Source organism: Campylobacter hyointestinalis subsp. hyointestinalis (genome assembly GCF_013372145.1).
Classification (GTDB): domain Bacteria; phylum Campylobacterota; class Campylobacteria; order Campylobacterales; family Campylobacteraceae; genus Campylobacter; species Campylobacter hyointestinalis.
In genome coordinates this window covers 355,703-375,367 of record NZ_CP053827.1, presented here as the reverse complement: position 1 = coordinate 375,367, position 19,665 = coordinate 355,703, and the positions used below count along the sequence as shown (strand labels likewise).

The 19,665-nt window shown below is 33.8% G+C and carries 23 protein-coding genes; 3 read left to right on the top strand and 20 right to left on the bottom strand.

The window, feature by feature from the left end:
- Positions 1–8 precede the first annotated feature (8 nt).
- From CHHT_RS02060 to CHHT_RS02030, 7 genes are all read right to left on the bottom strand, one after another.
- Positions 9–1,364 (bottom strand): cation:dicarboxylate symporter family transporter, encoded by a 1,356-nt coding sequence (locus tag CHHT_RS02060; protein ID WP_104064409.1) that lies wholly within the window; start codon positions 1,362–1,364, stop codon positions 9–11.
- 167 nt (positions 1,365–1,531) lie between these two features.
- Entirely contained in the window at positions 1,532–2,023 is a 492-nt protein-coding gene (locus CHHT_RS02055; RefSeq protein ID WP_034962223.1) for a peptidylprolyl isomerase, read from the bottom strand.
- Positions 2,024–2,048: 25 nt separating this feature from the next.
- Complete coding sequence (locus tag CHHT_RS02050) at positions 2,049–2,756, bottom strand: YebC/PmpR family DNA-binding transcriptional regulator (protein WP_034962225.1); 708 nt, start codon at positions 2,754–2,756, stop codon at positions 2,049–2,051.
- A gap of 54 nt (positions 2,757–2,810) precedes the next feature.
- A complete protein-coding gene (locus CHHT_RS02045; RefSeq protein WP_051663739.1) occupies positions 2,811–4,007 on the bottom strand; it encodes an aromatic amino acid transport family protein in 1,197 nt (398 codons plus the stop codon).
- A 182-nt stretch (positions 4,008–4,189) separates the two neighbouring features.
- On the bottom strand, positions 4,190–4,678 hold the full coding sequence (fldA, locus tag CHHT_RS02040) for a flavodoxin FldA (RefSeq protein WP_034962229.1): 489 nt from the start codon (positions 4,676–4,678) through the stop codon (positions 4,190–4,192).
- Positions 4,675–5,397 (bottom strand): hypothetical protein, encoded by a 723-nt coding sequence (locus CHHT_RS02035; RefSeq protein WP_034962231.1) that lies wholly within the window; start codon positions 5,395–5,397, stop codon positions 4,675–4,677. The genes fldA and CHHT_RS02035 overlap by 4 nt, the downstream gene beginning before the upstream one ends.
- Complete coding sequence (locus CHHT_RS02030) at positions 5,394–5,708, bottom strand: DUF2325 domain-containing protein (protein WP_034962233.1); 315 nt, start codon at positions 5,706–5,708, stop codon at positions 5,394–5,396. The genes CHHT_RS02035 and CHHT_RS02030 overlap by 4 nt, the downstream gene beginning before the upstream one ends.
- Positions 5,709–5,856: 148 nt before the next feature.
- On the opposite strand from CHHT_RS02030, the gene CHHT_RS02025 reads away from it, so the two are divergent.
- Positions 5,857–6,357, top strand: coding sequence for a hypothetical protein (locus tag CHHT_RS02025; protein WP_034962235.1), 501 nt, complete (start codon positions 5,857–5,859; stop codon positions 6,355–6,357).
- Here the strand turns inward: CHHT_RS02025 and CHHT_RS02020 are convergent.
- From CHHT_RS02020 to CHHT_RS01960, 13 genes are all read right to left on the bottom strand, one after another.
- Entirely contained in the window at positions 6,269–7,930 is a 1,662-nt protein-coding gene (locus tag CHHT_RS02020; protein ID WP_034962237.1) for a lytic transglycosylase domain-containing protein, read from the bottom strand. The genes CHHT_RS02025 and CHHT_RS02020 overlap by 89 nt on opposite strands.
- Positions 7,908–8,204: a YggT family protein gene (locus tag CHHT_RS02015; protein ID WP_034962578.1), complete on the bottom strand. Its 297-nt coding sequence runs from the start codon at positions 8,202–8,204 to the stop codon at positions 7,908–7,910. The genes CHHT_RS02020 and CHHT_RS02015 overlap by 23 nt, the downstream gene beginning before the upstream one ends.
- Complete coding sequence (gene gltX, locus CHHT_RS02010) at positions 8,204–9,490, bottom strand: glutamate--tRNA ligase (protein ID WP_064019641.1); 1,287 nt, start codon at positions 9,488–9,490, stop codon at positions 8,204–8,206. The genes CHHT_RS02015 and gltX overlap by 1 nt, the downstream gene beginning before the upstream one ends.
- A gap of 74 nt (positions 9,491–9,564) precedes the next feature.
- Positions 9,565–10,236, bottom strand: coding sequence for a 7-cyano-7-deazaguanine synthase QueC (queC, locus tag CHHT_RS02005; protein WP_034962239.1), 672 nt, complete (start codon positions 10,234–10,236; stop codon positions 9,565–9,567).
- Between the two features lie 13 nt (positions 10,237–10,249).
- Positions 10,250–11,620, bottom strand: a complete 1,371-nt coding sequence (locus CHHT_RS02000; RefSeq protein ID WP_074898794.1) for a phosphomannomutase/phosphoglucomutase — start codon at positions 11,618–11,620, stop codon at positions 10,250–10,252.
- 40 nt (positions 11,621–11,660) lie between these two features.
- On the bottom strand, positions 11,661–12,440 hold the full coding sequence (locus CHHT_RS01995) for a TIGR02757 family protein (protein ID WP_034962241.1): 780 nt from the start codon (positions 12,438–12,440) through the stop codon (positions 11,661–11,663).
- A 3-nt stretch (positions 12,441–12,443) separates the two neighbouring features.
- Complete coding sequence (flgK, locus tag CHHT_RS01990) at positions 12,444–14,297, bottom strand: flagellar hook-associated protein FlgK (protein ID WP_074898795.1); 1,854 nt, start codon at positions 14,295–14,297, stop codon at positions 12,444–12,446.
- Between the two features lies 1 nt (position 14,298).
- Positions 14,299–14,730 (bottom strand): flagellar export chaperone FlgN, encoded by a 432-nt coding sequence (flgN, locus tag CHHT_RS01985; protein WP_034962243.1) that lies wholly within the window; start codon positions 14,728–14,730, stop codon positions 14,299–14,301.
- 36 nt (positions 14,731–14,766) lie between these two features.
- A complete protein-coding gene (locus CHHT_RS01980; protein ID WP_034962246.1) occupies positions 14,767–14,970 on the bottom strand; it encodes a flagellar biosynthesis anti-sigma factor FlgM in 204 nt (67 codons plus the stop codon).
- A gap of 51 nt (positions 14,971–15,021) precedes the next feature.
- The gene (locus CHHT_RS01975; RefSeq protein WP_034962248.1) at positions 15,022–15,318 is read right to left on the bottom strand and encodes a rod-binding protein; all 297 of its coding nucleotides are present in this window, start codon (positions 15,316–15,318) and stop codon (positions 15,022–15,024) included.
- Positions 15,318–16,373, bottom strand: coding sequence for a flagellar basal body P-ring protein FlgI (locus CHHT_RS01970; RefSeq protein ID WP_034962250.1), 1,056 nt, complete (start codon positions 16,371–16,373; stop codon positions 15,318–15,320). The genes CHHT_RS01975 and CHHT_RS01970 overlap by 1 nt, the downstream gene beginning before the upstream one ends.
- 84 nt (positions 16,374–16,457) lie before the next feature.
- Positions 16,458–17,030: a 16S rRNA (guanine(966)-N(2))-methyltransferase RsmD gene (gene rsmD / locus CHHT_RS01965; RefSeq protein WP_034962252.1), complete on the bottom strand. Its 573-nt coding sequence runs from the start codon at positions 17,028–17,030 to the stop codon at positions 16,458–16,460.
- Positions 17,020–17,370: a hypothetical protein gene (locus tag CHHT_RS01960; RefSeq protein WP_034962255.1), complete on the bottom strand. Its 351-nt coding sequence runs from the start codon at positions 17,368–17,370 to the stop codon at positions 17,020–17,022. The genes rsmD and CHHT_RS01960 overlap by 11 nt, the downstream gene beginning before the upstream one ends.
- Positions 17,371–17,487: 117 nt before the next feature.
- Between CHHT_RS01960 and flaG the strand changes: the two genes are divergently transcribed.
- Positions 17,488–17,868, top strand: coding sequence for a flagella length regulator FlaG (gene flaG / locus CHHT_RS01955; RefSeq protein ID WP_034962257.1), 381 nt, complete (start codon positions 17,488–17,490; stop codon positions 17,866–17,868).
- A gap of 3 nt (positions 17,869–17,871) precedes the next feature.
- Positions 17,872–19,662: a flagellar filament capping protein FliD gene (fliD, locus tag CHHT_RS01950; RefSeq protein ID WP_034962259.1), complete on the top strand. Its 1,791-nt coding sequence runs from the start codon at positions 17,872–17,874 to the stop codon at positions 19,660–19,662.
- The last annotated feature ends 3 nt before the right edge of the window (positions 19,663–19,665 follow it).

The following is a 19,665-nucleotide window of genomic DNA, read 5'->3' as shown; positions in this document are numbered from 1 at the left end:
TAGTCTAATTACGCGTGAAAGCTAAACTCATCTGGATGATCTAGAGCATAACGGAATTTTTCCATATCTATCTTTTTATCCCAGATAGCGACTATGAGACAAGCCACAGAGTTTCCACAAAGGTTTCCTACAGCCCTCATTTCACTCATAAATTTGTCCACGCCGAGCAGTACTGCGACAGTTACTACTGGTATAACATCATGTAATGCCCCTAGCGTTCCTGCAAGCACGATAAATCCAGATCCAGTTACGCCAACTGCACCTTTAGAAGTTATCATCAAAATGATAAGTATGCTAAGAAGATGTGTAAAGCTAAGATCTATATTGAAAGCTTGAGCTAAGAATATAACGCTCATAGATAAATATATGTTCGTACAGTCTAAGTTAAACGAATATCCAGTCGGTATGATAAGCCCCACACAACCTCTTGATATACCAGCAGCCTCAAGCTTTTTCATTAGTGGCCCAAGAGCAGTTTCACTAGAACTTGTAGCAAATACGACCAAAACTTCTTTTGCTATAAATCGCATAAATTTAAATATATTTACCTTTGCAAAATAGCATATAATGCCCAAAACTACAAATATAAATATAAGACACGCTACAGCCATAACAGCAAGCAGTTGGATCATTCCAAGAAGCGAAGATAAACCGAATTTGCCTATCAAATACGCCATAGCAGAATACGCCGCAATAGGGCTAAACCACATAAACCATGCTAATATTTTTAACACATAGTGTTGAGCAAACTCAAGTGGTTTCATACAAGTTTTTTTGTATTTTAATGGCAAAAATGACAATATTATAGCAGTTACGATCGCCATAAATAACACTTGAAGCGTATTTGCTTTGATAAAAGGAGTTATAGGATCACTTGGGATAGCACTCTTTAGTATGGCAAGAGTCGAGCCTACCTCTTTTGGATCTTTGATGTATTTCGCGACGCTTGCTGGATCAAGAGCATTAACATCAAGGTTCATTCCAGATCCTGGTGCAAAAAATATAGCCGCGCCGATACCAACAGCAAGAGCTACTGTGCTTACTACTTCAAAATATATAAAACCTTTAAAGCCTATACTACCGACTTCTTTCAGGCTTTCAAGCCCTATGATTCCAGATACTATAGTCAAAAATATGATAGGACCGATCATCCATTTTAGAATTTTGATGAACCAGTCGATTCCTGGCTTACTAGCTACGCCAAGATCTGGCCATGCAAAACCAACAATGATACCCAAAGCTATACCAAGCACAACCCAAAAAGCAAGATTTGTAACTGTTCTTACGAAGAGGGGCTGTTTATTTTTAACAGCAGCAGTATTCAAAATATCTCCTTTTGATTTTTCAGCCAAAAAGCATAGCATAAATTAATATTATTTTTTATTAAACACCATAAAATAACTTTATATACTAAATTTAGTGTTAAAAATGGTAACATTGCCTGGAATTTTGTTTAATAAACATGTTTGCCGATATCAATATAAACTGTTATCGGCATTTTGTAAAAGTAACAAATAAGATAATATATTTATTACAGTTTTTCTTTTATTTCAATTGTTTGTATCTTGTCATTTTGTCTTATAGAGTCTAAGATTTTTTTGCTATCTTCATCTATAAGAATACCAAAAACAGTATGAACGCCATCTAAATGAGGCTGAGCGCTATGACATACGAAAAACTGGCTTCCACCGGTGTCACGTCCGGCATGCGCCATAGATAGACTTCCTCTTAGATGTCTATGTTTTTGATTTACGCATTCACATTTTATCCTCCAGCCTGGTCCTCCAGTACCAGTACCTAATGGGCAACCGCCTTGGATAACGAAATTTGGTATAACTCTATGGAAATTTAGTCCATCATAAAATCCGCTTGTTGCCAAAGTAGCAAAATTTGTTACGGCTTGAGGCGCTTCGTCTGCAAAAAGCTCCGCAATCATATCGCCCTTATCTGTTTTTATCACGGCGTATTTTAGCTTTGCAAGCTCGTCTTTGTTTATCTCATAAACTTTTAGCTCTTCTCTCATTTATATTCCTTTTTTTAAATTTAACTTATTCTATATTTGTATAAACGGCTTGCACGTCATCATCGTCTTCAAGTTTATCTAGTAGTCGCTCAAGCTCACCCAAAGCAGATTCATCTAAATTTACAGTTGAGTTTGGGATAAATTGCAAACTACCTTTTTTTACTTCAAGCCCCATTTTATCTATACCTTCGCTAAGCGTACCAAAACTAGTATAATCTCCGTATATGATTATAGTTTCACCATTTTGTTCTATATCAGTAAGTCCAGCGTCGATGAGCTCAAGCTCCAACTCCTCTATATCTCCGCTTGGTTTTACTACTTCAAAGACTGCTTTTCTAGAAAACATAAAATTTAAACTTCCACTAGGCAGCATCTCTCCACCGTTTTTGCTAAATATCGCTTTAACGTTTGCTACGGTGCGAGTTGGATTATCGGTCGCGGCTTCTACTACTATCTGTACGCCGTGTGCCGCTTTTCCGTCATAAAATATAGTTTTTATATCGCTACTATCTTTTCCATTTGCTCTTTTTATAGCCGCGTCTATGTTATCTTTTGGCATATTTTGAGCTTTTGCCGTTGCTATTGCGGTACGAAGTTTTGGATTCATCTCAGGATTTATTCCGCCTTCTTTAGCAGCCACTGTTATAGCTTTTCCTAATTTTGGAAAAAGCTTACTCATTTTATCCCAACGAGCCTCTTTTGAAGCACGTCTATATTCAAATGCTCGTCCCATTGTGATCCTTAATCTATTTTTTAAGCTTGCAATTATATCAGATAAAATTTAAATTTAAAATATCTTGAACAAAACAGTCAGTATCGTCGCACTTCCAAAAAGCACTACAAACAGATCTGCAAATTTACTTCTATATTTTTTAAGAGCAGGCACGTTATATATACCGATCATCGGTAGTAAAAACAAGATCGCCGCGATCACTGGACCTGCTAAAGTGTCGATAATACCTAATATGCTAGGATTTAAATACGATAAAACAAACATAACTATATAAAAAGATATAGCAGTTATCTTAGCGATCTTTTTCTTGTTCGGCTCTTTTTTACCAAATTTAACGCAAGTCTTATGTACAAGCCCGTTTAATCCCTCTTTAGCACCAAAATAATGCCCGAAAAAACTCGTAGAGATCGCTAAAATAGCGATAATAGGACCAAAATAGCTAATAAGTGGCTCATTTAGCTTGTTTGCAAAATAGCTTACTATAGGTATATTTTGCTCAGCAGCTAGTAAGAAATCATTTCTATCTAGGCTTAGGACGCAAGAAATCACGAAAAACATTACGAAAAATAGCAAAAGTCCGGCATTGTAAAATAAAATTTGATTGCATTTATAATCTTTATGCTTATCTCCATAATGTCTTTGCATACTAAGCGCAAACGTCGAGATAGCCGGCGTATGCTCAAAAGCAAAAGCTAAAACTGGAAGTGCAAGCCATATAGTTATACCAAAGCTTTCTATACTTGGCACATATGAAAAAACGTCAAATTTCCAGTGTGGAACAAGATATAAAGAAAATATAAGAAGTAAAGCACAAAGCGGATAAACCAGCCATTCACAGACTTTTATAACCAAATCTTCATTAAAAATCATAACAAACATCATCAAAGTTATGACTATAAAACAGACCAAAAAACGGTTAAGCTCATCAAATCCAAGCTGATAAGTCATAAAACTTATAACAGTATTTGTTATGCCTACACCATACATTATACAAGCTGGAAAAAATGCAAAAAAGTACAAAAAAGTGATAATATAACCCCACTTAAAACCAAAATACTCTTCGCAAACATCTGTTATATCGCTCTGCTCTTTAGCAGAAGCGTTGCAAAATCTAGCCAAAGCTCTATGACTTAAAAAAGTCATAGGAAAAGCCAAAATAGCCATAACAAAAACAGGCCATATCCCACCTGCTCCAGCTTTTATAGGCAAAAACAAAATTCCAGCTCCGACTGCTGTACCAAAAAGTGACATAGTCCATCTAAGATCGTATTTATTGAATTTATCAAATTTACGCAAAATTTACCTTTTTTGATTAAAAATTGCGCTATTGTATCAAAACAAAACTTTTAAAATTAAAAAATATGAAATATATCCGATGTTTGTCTTATTTTATGGGAAATTTGTAGAATGATTCGCCTAAAAAGGCGAATTTATTATAGAATTTGAGATTTTATAGACTCAGTCCATTTTTTGATGCGTTCTTCAGTCTGGTCGCTCTCATTGTCAGCGTCAAGCGCAAGTCCTACGAATTTACCGTCCTTTACCGATCTACTCTCATCAAAACTATATCCGTCAGTAGAAACTTGACCTATGATATTTGCTCCTTTTTTGGTTAGCTTATCATAGATGATCCCCATAGCGTCACAGTACGTATCGCCGTAGCTTGAGCTATCTCCCAAACCAAATAAAGCCACAGTTTTACCACTCACATCTAAACTATCAAAGTCAAAACTATCCCAATCATCTTGCAAATCTCCACTTCCCCAAGTAGAGCTACCGATGATAAGTTTGTCAAAACTGTTTATAGTTTTAGCGTCAGTGTCAGCTACATTTAGTACGTTATCGATACCTAAATTAGAAGCTATCAAATTTGCCGCTTCTTCAGTATTTCCCATACTACTACCAAAAATTATACCTGTCATCTTTTTCCTTTATTATAAATTTTATTACAAACACTATAAGGAACTAGTTTAAGTCTAGCACCACTCCTAAAACATCCTTTTACTTCTATATGTTTTGTAAATTTAGAATGTCTAGGAAAAACTATATATAGATCCAAGCTCATAGATTCCATACTTTTTGCTATATCGATCTCTTCTGTGAGTTCATCTTTTCGCTCAAAGCTTATCTCTTTAAAGATAGGAAGCACTCCAAGAATGCCCTTGCCATCTGATTTTAAGATCAGCAGATTGTCTTTTATATCGATTTGTTTATCTGGATGTCTTCTTTTTATCTTGTCAAATACATAGTTAAAAAACAAAATTTGAGCATCTAAATTTAGATAAAAATCACCATTTTTATAGACACTTTTTATGAGTTTGGCTACTTTCATTTTTGGCTCATTTGCAAAAACCGGAAGTTTTTTACCATTTAGATACGCGTTTATTATAGCGTTTGATGTAAAACAAAAACTAATACATTTTTTAACGCTAAATTTATTTTTATACAACAGATCGTCTATTCTTTTTGTAAAAATATCACTTATGGATTTTGAATATTTTGCATATTTATTAGGAATTTTTAGCTCATCACCAACAAAACAATTGTAAAGAGATAGAAATATTTTTAGTCTATCTTCCAAACAAAGTTTACTATAAAAATTTGGAAATATATCGCTCGTTTTATCAAACCCAAAGCTCATTTATCTACACACCCAAACTCTTTATCCAATCCAAAAACTTTGCAGTATTCACAAAAAACACAACTTACGCTTCTTTTTGCACAAACGATCGGAATATTGCGTTTTTTAGCTTCACATTTGATTTTTTTCATCGTATTGTGATTTAAAAAACTAGTTAGCATAACAACACACTGGGTATCTTGCGGTATAGGTTTTCTATTTACCCTATTTTCATTTCTTGCATCCCAATGCTCTATGTTATCCGCACCTAAATTTTTTAAAACTGCTTTGATCGGGGTTATTTCATCTGCACCTATGACTAGTACTGACATTGTTAATCCTTCGATAGTTTTTTGATATCGATTATTATAATATAGCAATACTAAATTTAAACTTATTTTGAATATACTTATCAAAATTAAATATAATCCAAATTTTAAAAATTTAAAAAATATGTTATAATCGCCCAAAAGGATTTAGATGAAAAAAATTATAATTTTTGCTATTTTACCATTGTTTATAATAGGCTGCACTCCTAAAAAAGTATATGTGCATGATCCTTTAAAAAATGAACTTTTAGCATATACACAAAAATTTGAAGACGTAAATGATAAATTTCTAGTTATAGCGACTTACTTAAATCCGATACATCAAGATATTTTAGAAGATAAACAAAATGAGTATTTTATACTTTCTATTTACCCAAAAGAAAGCGTTATAGACTATAGATCATTTAAAGTAAATAATGACTCAAATGCTACAAAGATAAAAGTTTTAGCAGATGATGATCCTCTTTTAAAACTAACAACATTTAAAATGCCGTGGGGTAAATATCTAAAAGTTAGCGCACCGCAAATCGATAGCGATACGCTAAATCTTACTTTTGATAGGATTATAGATCTAAACGGAACTTCTCGCTCGCTCCAGGTATCATTAAATTTTCGAAAAATTGCGAAATCTTTGTACTGGAATTCAAAATAGCAAGATATATAATATAATTTGAAAGTACCTTTTTTGCGTAGTTTCTACTCTCTGCATAAGGCACTAGCTCCATAGATAAAAACGGCTCGTACTTCTTATATACGCTGTTTTTGTTAAAAAGATCGCCTTTTTGGAGCATTCTTTTTGTAAAACCTATACCGCCGTTGTAAGCGTACGCTATAAATACCGGATTGCTCAGATACTTTTCTAAGTAATCTAAATGGTGATTTGCAAATTTATATGCAACGCTTGGTTTAAACATATCATCTTGATCAAATCCTTTGATCTTTAGCTCTTTTTTTCCTATATGATTTGCTAAAAATGGCATAAATTGCATCATTCCAAGTGCGTAAGAAGTCGAAACCGCACTCGGTACAAACCTACTTTCTTGTCTAGCCAAAGCAAGTATTAGAGCTTTTCTTTTTGTATCATCTGAGCCGATATCTTCCATAAATGGAGTCGGATAAAAGTGAAGTTTATAGTTATGAGCTTTTTCCATTATATAACTATACTCGCCAATAGTGCTTTTAGTAAAAAATCTAGCTCCATACTTTAAAAGCTCAGCACTATCCATTTTAGATATGTTATTTTTCACTCTTTGCCAAGCTAAAGGATCGGTGTAGTCATAATTTAATAGCGTATCTATTTTTGGATTTGGAACTATAATCTTTATCTTTCCGCCACCGCTAAATTCTCTTGCATAAAGACTATAGATATTTATATCGCTACTTTTTGCTATGGTTTTTAATAGCTTTTTATCTTTTGTTATCAGATATGCCCAAAAATTTGCATTATCTCTTTTACTAGCTGCAGTTGCGTTTTTTGCCGCACTACTAAAAAATCTCAAAGCATCTTCATCTCTATGAAATAAAATAGCATTTAGCCCAAGTAAAAATGCGACATCACTATCGATAAGATCACTACTACTAATTCTTATGAGATTATGCCTAAACTCATTGTATTTTCGATTTATCACTATATCATTTATCAAAGCTTTAAACTGCCGATTTGAGCTTATTTTCGCTACAAATTCACTAGTAAGATTATGTTCGTTTAAAAACTTCTCTTTATCTCTACTTGCATTATAGTATTTTAGATAGCTAGCAGTATCGTTAGTATTTATATAGTATAAAACAGGATCTGGCATATCAAAACCGATGATAAAATTTGCCAAAGACGGCGATACAGTTTTAAATTTATCCGCCAACTCCTTTCTCTTTTCTTTAGGAAGAGTTTGCAAGTATTTGGTAGTAACGATCGCATTTTTACAAGTCGCATTCGCTTCTAAAAGATTGTTTGCATTTATGCTACTGCAATCCAAAGCAACCTGCTTTGGGGCGCCTACTTTATCTTCTATCTTGCTTTTTATCTTTCCGGCGTATCTATAAACATAAGGTTTTAGCTGGGCTATGTCTTTTTTACTCGGTTTTTTCTCATCAATATATCGGTATATGTAATAATCTCTTGCCAAACCGCGTGGGGCTTCTTTTAGTTCTTCTATGTTTAAAACTTGTGAATTTAAAAAAGAACTGAAAAATATAGTTATTAGACTAAAGTTTATTAGCGATTTCAAAGAGTAATCCTACAGCAAACATATCTAAAAACTGAAGTACTAAAAGCACAATGATAGGAGCTATATCTATACCGCCAAATACAGTTGGAATGCGTGTTTTACGAACCAACTCGTAAGCCGGAGTCGTGATGCGATAAAGTATTTGAACTACCTTATTATACGGATCTGGATTTACCCAGCTAATAAGAGCTGCAGCTATAATCACCCAAGTATAAGCCGTTATAACGATATGAAGTAAATTTGCCACAGCTACTAAAAACACACTCAAAACCATCATAATACTATCTCCTTTATATCATCTTTTATAAAATCATAAAGCTCTTTTAGCTCAGGTCCGTGCTCACTTTTTGTTAGCAAAAGACGAAGCGGCATAAAAAGTGCTTTACCTTTTAAATTCGTCTTTTGAATGATAGCGTTTTTAAATTCATCAAAACTACTAGGAATATCTAAATTTAGTATAGCGTCTTTTATCAAATTTGCATTATCGCTCCACTCGCCATCGATATTTTTATGAGTATAAATTTGATCTATTTTAGCCTTGATTTCTGGGATAAGACTGCTTTCTTGAGTATAAAATCTAGCCAAACTAGGCTTATCAAATCCAAGCTCTTTTAATCTCTCATCGCTAGCCATTTTTATATGTTCGCGATTTATCTGAGCTAGTTTATCTTCATCGAATTTGGCTGGGGATTTGGATATATTTTTGATATCAAACCACTTTATGGCGTCATTCAAACTAAATATCTCACAAGGCGTTTTGTTGCCAAGTAAAATAAGATAATTTGCAATAGCTTCAGGCATATAACCTTTTTCTAATAGCCATTTTACAGATGAGCTATTTTCTCTTTTGCTCATCTTTTTACCTTCTTTATTTAAAATGATAGGAAGGTGCGCATAGTCGATCTTACCGGTATAACCGAGTGCCTCACGAATGAGATTTTGTTTTGGGGTATTACTCACGTGATCTTCACCCCTTATAACAAAAGTAACGCCCTCAAGCATATCATCTATCGCACAAGCGAAGTTATAAGTAGGAGTTTTATCCGCTCTTAAAAGCACAAAACTATCGATGTTTTGCGGTTCAAATTTAACCTCACCTTTTATAGCGTCATAAAAACTTTGTGGCTCATTTTTGATTTTTAGGCGAACTGCTGCTGGATGAGGATTATGGAGCACCTCATCGTCACTTAAATGCTCACAAGCACCATCATATCTATACGGTTCTCCAGCTGCCTTTGCAGCTTCTTTTTTAGCTTCTAAGCTTTTTTCATCGCAAAAACATAAAAACGCTTTTTTTTCGCTCAAAAGTTTAGCCGCAAATTCTTGATGAAATTTGAGATTTTTACTTTGATAATACAGCGTGTCCCATTTCACGCCAAATTTAGTCAAAATATCAAAAATTTCTTTGTCTTTTCCGTCGATATTTCTAGCATTATCAGTGTCTTCTATACGTAAAATAAATCCACTTTTATCTTGAAGCGAACATATATAGTTAAATAAAGCGGCTCTTAAGTTGCCTATATGCATATCTCCTGTAGGCGATGGTGCGAAACGATACATCTATCTTCCTTAAAAAATTTTAGGATTGATTATATCACATATAGGTTAAATATTATCTTTGCAAAAAGCCTTTATCAAGCTTTTTTATAAGGTATTTTATCTTCTAAATTTGCTAATTCAAAACCTTTTAGTCTGAGTCTGCAACTATCACATTTACCGCAAGCCTCATCTTCGCTATCATAACAACTCCAAGTAAACTCAAGAGGAACTTTTAGCTCTAACGCTTTTTTAACGATATTTTCTTTAGTGCAATGTACTAAAGGCATTCTGATTTTAATATTATTATCTCCGGTACCCAAATTTATAGCACTATTCATCATACATATAAACTCTTCACTGCAATCTGGATAGCCACTACCATCTTCTTCTACGACTCCTATAAATATAGCTTCGCAATTTTCTTTTTGCGCAAGTGCGGCTGCGATACTAAGGAATATTCCGTTTCTAAAAAAGACGTAGGTTATCGGAAGATCGTTTTTTACACCGTCTTTTGGTACTTTAACATCTGGATCGGTTAAAGCATTTCCACCGATATTTGCTATAAAAGAAGTGTCTAAGATCACTCTTTTGCTTACACCTAAACACTCACAAATTTTGTGAAAACAATCTTTTTCTTTATTCATAGTTTTTTGTTTATAGTCAAAGTGAAGTGCGATTATATCATAGCCTTCATTTTTAGCCATATATGCGCATAAAGCGCTGTCCATTCCACCGCTTATCACGCAAACTGCTTTTTTATTTTCCATGATCTCCCCCTCCTTAATTAAGTTCTGACTTTATACCCTCTACTAAATTTAAAACTTTTTCTTCCAAAAGTTTAACAAACTCTGGGCTACTAGCTTCAAATCTAGTGACTAAAACCGGCGTCGTATTTGAAGCCCTAACAAGCGCCCAGCCATCGCTAAATTTAATCCGAACGCCGTCTATATCGATGATATCAAGGATATTTGGAAGTCCATTATCTTTTTTATTTAGTTCTTTTTTTAACTCATCTATGATTTTAAATTTAGTTTCGTCTTTAGTAGATACTTTTATCTCATCTGTTGAGTAAAGCACCGGAAGTTTATCTAGCTCAGCGTCAAGCTCAAAGCCTTTTTGAACCAGCTCCAAAACTCTTATCATCGCATAAATAGCGTCATCAAAGCCAAAAAATCTCTCTTTGAAAAATATATGTCCGCTAACCTCAGCAGCCATATCTATATTTAATTCGCGCATCGCTTTTTTTATGTTACTGTGACCCGTTTTTCCCATAAAAGATTTACCGATCTTATCGATTTCATCATACATATTTTGCGAGCATTTAACCTCGCCTAAAACTCTAGGGTTTTTCATATTTTTAGCATAAAGATAGGCTAGATCATCACCTTTTATAACTCTTTTTTTGGTTAAAACAGCTATGCGATCTGCGTCGCCATCAAACCCAAAACCGATCTCAAATTCACCCTTTAGTGCAGTTTTAAGATCTTTTAAATTTCTTTCTTCACTAGGATCTGGATGATGGTTTGGGAAATTTCCATCTGGCTCTTTGTAAAGCAAAGTCGCATTTAGACAAAGAGCTTTTACGACTCTTTCTAAGGCTATCCCAGCAACTCCGTTAGCGCAGTCACAAATAATCTTAGTTTTTAGTCCTTTTAAATGAGAAAACTCTTTTTCATAAAACTGAACGTAGCGACTCAAAACATCAAATTTGGTTGCACGAAAATCATCTTTTACGACTTCACCACTAGATAAAAATTCATTTACGCTATCTTTTAATTTTTGTAGATCGGCTCCGAAAAAACTTTCAACGCCAATAGTAATCTTAAAACCGTTATATTCTTTTGGATTATGACTTCCGGTGATCATTATATTTGCATCAAAAACACCTGTAAAAACACTAAAATATCCCACTGGAGTCGGTAGCATACCTATATCAAAAACTTCAAGTCCAGCTCTGTTTAGACCACTGACCAAAAAGCCAAAAAGAGCTCTAGCACTAAGTCTTGCATCAAATCCGACGCTAACACTTTTAACGCCGCGATTTTTCATAGTGATTCCAAGGCAATAGCCGATAGCTTTTACGCTGAGCTCATTCAAATCATTTTCATAGATCCCGCGTATATCATACTCTCTAAATATTGTTTCAAACACTTTTCATCCTTTAATAAGTGTTATACTAACAAAAATAAAGTTAAATTTTATTTAGTCCAGATTTTACTCTTTCAAGCTCTTTGCTCTGCCCTATCCTATAAAGCGCAAAATCATATTTTACCGGATCACTGCTATCGAAGATCTTTAAATTTGAAGTAATACACAAAGCCGCCTTATAATCATAACTCTTACGATCGCAAAGACCAAGCTCTAAACTAACTTTATGAGTATGTGTATCAAGCGGAAGTATAAGCTCGCTTTTTGGTAGACTTTTAAACAGTCCTAGATCTATGTCGCTATCTCTTACCATCCATCTAAGCCACATATTGTAGCGTTTATACGGACTTTTAGGCTCTTTATCAAACCCGCGTCCAAAGAAGAATTCATAACCGTCGCTCTTATATGAATTCAATTTATAAATTTGAGCTATAAGCTCATTTATAGCATCTACCATTAAAGATCGTTTATTAAAACTATCTAGCAAAATACCTTGTAAATCATACTCTTTTAAGCGTTTTATCGTTATAAAGATCTCGCTTACGTCAGAGCTATTTTGAAAACGATACAAAAAGTTTTTTGATTTTACGATCCTTCTTATCTCATCATCGCTAAGATTTAGCATATCAAAATCTAGCGAATTTAGAAATTTAACTATCATTTTTGCGTTTCCATACGCAAATAACGCACAGATCAAAGCTATAAACGGATCTTTAAATTTGGATGCTATTTGAAGCGGATCGGCTTGAGAGTATAAATTTGCTATCGTATTTTTGCTTGCAAGCTGTGCATCTAAGATATCTTTTAAATAACTATTATTCATAATTTATTGCTTTAATCCTATCAATGTTTCGAGCATTTTTTCTACAGTTGTTACGATTTTAGCCGCTGCGCCGTATTGAGACTGAAATTTGATCAAATTTGAAAGTTCTTCGTCCATATTTACGCCACTTACTGATTGAAACTCAGAATACACGCTCTTATACAAAGATGTATTTGTGCTGTTTATGCTATTTACGGATTCTGTTTTCGCTGCTATATCAGTAGTGAGATATCTGTAGTACCCAGATATCGTTTCAGTTTTAGTAACGCCATTTTTTGAAGTGAAATCTAATTTTATATTTTGTAAATTTACCATAGCGTTCGCCATACTGTTATCTCCGTCGATAGGAGCTTTGTTGCCTTGTATCTTTGAGCTATCTTTAGCCAAAGAAGTCTCGACTTTGATACTAGAGGCGTCATTTCCGTCAAAAAATTTACTAAGACCAAAAACACCGGCAAAGTTAGTTCCGTTGTCTTCTATGGCGATCTTATACTCTCCTGATGAATATTTTGGCGTAAAGCTAAAGCTGCCTGTTTTTGATTTTTCGTCATAGCTGAAATTTGCTACGAAATAATCATTTACGTCGTTATTTAAGTTATTATCACCGTTATCATCGGTATTTGCGTTAAAATCGCCGATTATAGAGTTGCCTTGTTTGGTATCGTTCATAGTGGTTGATTGGTTGATATTTATGGTTTTTTTAGCTACAACCTCGCCAGAAGCGTTATAGATAAGCACGTCAAAACTTCCGCTTTTTATATCTTTATCTATATTTTGAAGCGTTGCATTATCTCTCATACCAGGGATATCAGAAGTACTCATCTTATCTTGAGCCGAGCTTGCATAGATATTATTCGTCTGTTCAATAAGGGTTTTTGCAAATGCGTCTAGGTTGTTTCTAAATTCGGTTATCATACCGTCTTGCATATTGCCATTTTCATCCGTAGTTCTACCTCTAAGATCTAAAATGGCTCCTAGCTTTCCGCCTGTTATCTTTGAGCTCATATCAACTCTTGTTTCGTCATTTAGTTCATAAAATATATCGCTAAAGCCGTCTTTGTTTTTGCTAGATTCGAGTTTTAGCGGGTGAAATGTTACGCCATCAACTAACGTAATGCCTCCTACGTTTAAGTTATAGTTTTTACCTTGATCTGTTAATGTTCCGCTCACAGTACTATCGCTATAAAGCTCATTTTTAAAAGTAGAGATATTTACTAGCTTTGCCATAGTTAGTTCTAACTGATCTCTTTTATCTCGTAGATCATTTGCATTGCTTGTTCCATTTGATTCTACGGTTTGAATTTGAGCATTTAGCTTAGCTATTTGTTCTCCTAAACGGTTTATCTCATCAACCGTAGTTTTTACTTGATCATTTACGGTAGTATGTACTTTTTCTAGTTGATTTGCAGTATCGTTTATACGTGAAGTTAGAATTTGAGTTAAATTTAGCAAATTTGTCTTTTGTGAGCTCTCGTAAGGATGAGAAGCAAAATCATTCCACGCACCAAAATAATTTTCCATATCTTTTATAAGTCCAGTATCTTTAAGATCAGGAAATCTTTGAGCTATCTCTTGCAAAACTTGTTGTTTATATGTTGTATTTTCTAGGTTGTTAGTCGCTGTTTTTAATCTATCAAATGTAAATTCATCGTGAATTCTAACTATCGTATCTATCTTAGTACCCATACCAACATCCCCAGGAGTGGTATGTAGTGGATAAGCAGCAGACTGCACGGCTCTTTGTCTTGTGTAGTAGTCGCTATTTACGTTTGTTATGTTTTGACCCGTAACTTGAATTTGAATTTGAGCCGCACCTAGCCCAGAAACTCCAGTATATAATGAATCAAAAATTCCCATCTCAAATCCTTAATTTAAAAAGTTGCTCCATACTCATATTTTTATCGACGTACGATGAGTCGCTCTCTTTGCCAAACATCTTTTTTACTAAAGAATCATAAAACTCTTTGACAACCACGACAAATTTAGCGTACTCTTTATTTTTATTTTGCAACAAAACCAAAGATTCTCTTAAAACACCTAGTTTATCTTTGATCTCATCTGAGAGAAGACTAGCAAGATCTGTTCCGTTATGTTCACTAGAAATTTTTATAAGCTCTTTATCTAAAAGATTTTTTGCATTTTCAAATTTTTTGATGATGATAGCTTTTTGTTTTGTATGTTCATCAAGCTGAGTATGGTCTGCGTTTTTGATATTTTCTATATCGTTTTGTGTGATTTCTATGAGTTCGTTTAAGAGAGTTATGCTCTCATCTAAGTATTTATTTATCATAAGTTGCTCCTTTATCTAACTCAAAGGAGCAACGCTTTACATAAGGGAATCTGCTATTTTGCTTGCTAGCCCTTTAAGATCTATCTTGTAAGTGCCTTCATTTATCTGTTTAGCTATAGCATCAACCCTACTCTCCGTACTACTTTGAGTATTTTGTGTTGATTGTGTTTTTTTTGTTCCGTTTTTTTGTACTGACTCATTTTGTGCAAGGTATTGCACAGAACCTACAGAATTTATCATATTAAATCCTTTTTAACTTTGAAAGCTAAATCGGATAAAATAATTTTTTATTTAGCCTCTCTCTTTTAAAAAATTAAACAACATCTCGCTAAATCCTAATCCACCACTAAGTGCCTTACTCATCGTATCATTATACATTGATGAGTAGATCTTATCTCCTGCATCTTTTGGGAACAAAGAGTTGTCGTTTTTCATAGAGATATCCAAAACCTCTTTTACTAAAAATGCTTCAAAAGCGTCTGTTTGCTCTTTTAAAAGAGCGTCATCTTTAGAAAGACTTTTATCTTTCAAATTTGAAGTGTTTAATTTGTTGTAAGCATCAAGTGCTAAAGAGTTATCTACTTGCATTATATGATCTCCACTGGCGCATGTATGGCTCCTGCTCGTTTAAGATTTTCTATGATAGCTATGATGTCTTTTGGACTAGCTCCTAGCTTGTTTAAAGCCCTTGTTATGTTTGCAACCGTAGTTTGGTTTGCACCGATTTTTAGCATATTGTTTGCCGTATCTATAGACGTGTTCCCGCCTATATCCACGTCCGTTGCATTTTGTGCCCCAGTGGCGGCATAAGTATTTGGATCTATCTTTATAGTTATGGCTCCATGAGATATGACGACTGGATCGACTGTGATATTTACACCGCTCACTACGGTTCCAGTTCTTTCATCTATGATGACTTTTTCATCTGCTTTGTAGTTCATATCTACGTCTAAAACTCTAGCTAGAAACTCTACCATATTTAAATTTGCAGGTTTTGCTAGCCTTACTGTTCTTGGATCTATGGCGGTGGCAGACTTTGTACCAAATTTCGCATTTATAGCTCTTTGCATATCTACTGCTGTTTGAAAACTTGAGTTTTTAAGGCTTAGATTTGCAAATTGTTGAGTGTAGATATCAAATACAACCTCTTTTTCAACCAAACCACCAGCAAGTATAGTTCCAACAGTGGGATGATTTCCGCCTTTGCTTGTTCCGCCACCTATAGTCAAGGCTCCTTGGGCAAGAGCGTATATATCACCATCAACGCCTTTAAGAGCAGTCAAAAGCAAGGTGCCACCTTGAAGATTTTTAGCATCGCCGATAGAGCTTATAGTCACGTCTATCTTATCGCCTTGTCTTGCAAAAGGCGGAAGCTTGGCTGTGACCATCACAGCTGCTGTGTTTTTTGATTTTATATCGTTTGGATCTATTTTTACATTTACCGTTTGTAGCATATTTGATAAAGATTGAATAGTAAATTCACTACTACTGCCATCTCCAGTACCATTAAGTCCCACAACAAGACCATATCCTATAAGTTGGTTTTCACGAACGCCGATTATGCTTGCTATGTCTTTGATCTGAGTAGCATTTAAAGTCGCGCAAAAAGATATTAAAATGCAAAGCTTAACTATAAATTTCATATCAATCCTTAGAATTTTAAGGAGTAAAAGCAAAAGTTATTCCAAATTTTGCTTTATGATAAATTTATGATCTAGATTTGTTTATTAAATTTGGTAGTAGCTTAGTGTGGTTTTACCAAATTTTCGTGATTTAAACTTTATAAATTCGCCGCAACTATTTGGCGCGTCATAGCTAGATATATGTTCGATAACTACTAAACATATCTTTGATCTATCTATAAAAGTCAGCATATCCCAGACTTTTTTATAGATATCTTCAAAACCGTCTCTTATATCAAAAGGTGGATCTATATACAAGATCACGTCACTGTTTTTACTAACAAGTTCAGGCGTGATCTTAAAAGTATCTCCGTTAAAAGCTTTTATATTTTCATCTTTCAAACTTAAGGTATTAGCAAGAGTAAGCTTAAAAGCATTTTTATCTATCTCTATAGCGTAAGCATTTTTTGCTCCGTTGCTAAGAGCTTCCATAGCCATAAGAGCAGATCCACCAAAGACTTCTATAAACGTCTTTTCATAAAGTTCGTTTTGGATAGTGTTAAAAAATGAACCTTTTACGATAGATTTTGTACTTCTAGTAGTCAAAGAACTAGGAAGCATTACTTTTTTGCCTTTGTATTTTCCACTAGTTATGGTTGTAAATAGGTTATTTTTCATATTCGTTTTTTATCAAATTTAAAAGATCTGCTTTAAATTTATCTACTAAATTCGATAAATTTTGCTCAAAAGAGCTATTGCTCGCCTTAAATAAAGCAGAGTTATTTTGTATCTGGATAGCAGAGTAAAACTCTTCAAGCGTGCTTATGAGAGACTCTTTCGTAAATGGGATCTTTAGATATGGAGATTTTTCATCTATTACAAAAACAGGTTTATCAGAGTCTATTTTTTTATCACTTATTATAAAATCACAATCCTTTTTTGAAGTGTAAAAACTGTCTAAAAATAGTCTTAAACTCTCACTAAGTAATAAACATTCGCACTGCGTAAATATCTTCATAAAATCTCCTAAAGGTTTGTATTTTAACATATTTTATCTCAATATTTCAATATAACTATAAAAATTTATCTTTCTTAACCGATATTTGGATTAGACTATAATTTCAAAGGATATGAAATGGAAATTTTCAAAGCAGCTTCGCAACAGATTGATAATTCAATAGCCTTAAATAATAGACAAGGCTCTGTTCATACAAGGAGTGTAGAACAAACAAAGATCAACGAAAATTTAGTTAGAGACAATGCCAATCAAAACGAACAAAATCAGGAAAGTACAACTCAAAAATTAAATGAAGCTATAAGCAAATTAAACGAAAATATGGAAAAACTCCAAACAAACGTCAGATTTGCTTATAATGACAAAATCAGCGCAATGTACGTGAATGTAACCGAAGTCGGAAGTGGCAAAGTCATAAGAAAAATACCGTCTGAAGAAGTGATGAATTTAACAGAACATTTTAGAGAAATAGTCGGTATGCTTTTTGATAAAAAGGAGTAAAAAATGGCAGTAGGTAGCATAACTGCACTTGGTGTATTTGGCAAGGCAAACGGTGGATCAAATAGCGTCTTAACTCAAGAACTAATAGATAGTCTTAAAAAAGTCGACGAAAAACAGTCAATAAATCCGCTAACAGAAAAAATAACAACAAATCAAACAAAACAAACTGATCTAACTGCCATAACAACGCTTCTTAGCAGTTTTAAAACAAGTGTTTCATCGCTAACTGATAGCTCAAGCTATATGACAAAAAAAGTTAGTAGTACCGGAAGCAATAACGCTACTATTTCCATAAATAACGGCGTAAATGCTGGAAATATGAGTATAAAAGTAAATCAACTAGCCACAAAAGATTCATACCAAAGCAAGACTTTTTCTATGAGCAACGAGCCAATACTCTCAGGGGTAAGTTCAGCTTCATTTAATATATCTATAAATGGTAAAAATTACGCTATAGAAGCAGATAGCTCAACATCATTAGATGATATAGCAAAACAGATAAATGAAAAAACAGACGGCAAAATAAATGCAAAAGTCCTAAATGTAGGTGGCAACGAACCTTATAGACTAGTGCTTAGCTCAAGCGAAACTGGCAAGGAAAATGCGATTAAATTTAGCCTTTACGAAGGAAATAACACAGCTCAAGCTAGTTCATCAAATAATGAAAAAGAAAATTCAAAAAAATTGCTTGAAGCACTTTTTAATAACATTGTAGAAACAAACAACAAAGAAGTTACATTTCAAGATGGCGGAGTAAGGCTAAGCTCAGCTAGTGATGCACAATTTGAATTTAACAGCATACAAATCACTAGAAGTACAAATACTGTCAAAGATCTTCAACTTGGAGTAACAATAAATTTAAATAAAGTAGATAAAAACGACGAATATACAAATTTTAATATCACTCAAGATACCGAAACTGTTACTAAAAGCATTCAAGATATGATAACATCGTATAACTCGCTTGTAAACAACTTACAAGTTGCAACATCGTATAATCCTGAAACAAAAGCTAGCGGAACTTTTCAAGGAGTTTCAGAGATAGTAAATATCAAAACCAGCTTAAATAAGATCATAAACGGTGTAGATAGCAATGGAAAATCATTGCAAGATTTTGGGCTTAGCTTAAGTAATGATGGACTTCTAACACTTGATAGCGCTAAGCTAAAAGATAAGCTAGAAAATGACTTTGATAATTTCCAAAGTTTCTTTAGCACAGCTACAAAATATACGAATGTAAGCACAAGTTCAACTGGGATACAAGATAACGTAAATCCGATAACTGGAAAACTTAAGATCAACGATAAAGAGATAGATATAAATTTAACTGGTAATGATAAAACTCAAAAAACTAAAGAGCTTCTAAAAGCTATAACAAATGCAGGAATTACCGATATCACAGCTAGTTTAAATACAGATGGAAATTTGGTACTAAAAGGTGTAGGTGGAGCAAATTTAAAGTTAGAAGGCGATGATAGTTTGCTTGAAAATCTAGGCTTTAAAAAAGTAGATCTAAAAGGTAGCACGTCTACTACGACTGGATTTTTTGAAAAATTAAAAGATACGTTAAATAGCTTAACAGGAACAAACGGAACTTTGACAAAATATTCAGAAAATTTGATAAATGAAAAGAAAAAATTAGACGACGAAAAAGAAAAAACACAAAATAGTATAAACGAAAAGTATGAGCGTATGCAAACTCAATTTTCTCAATATGAAGTTATTTTAAACAAACTTAATAATCAAATGAATACTCTTTCGACCATGATACAAATGGCAACAAAAGATAACTAGGAC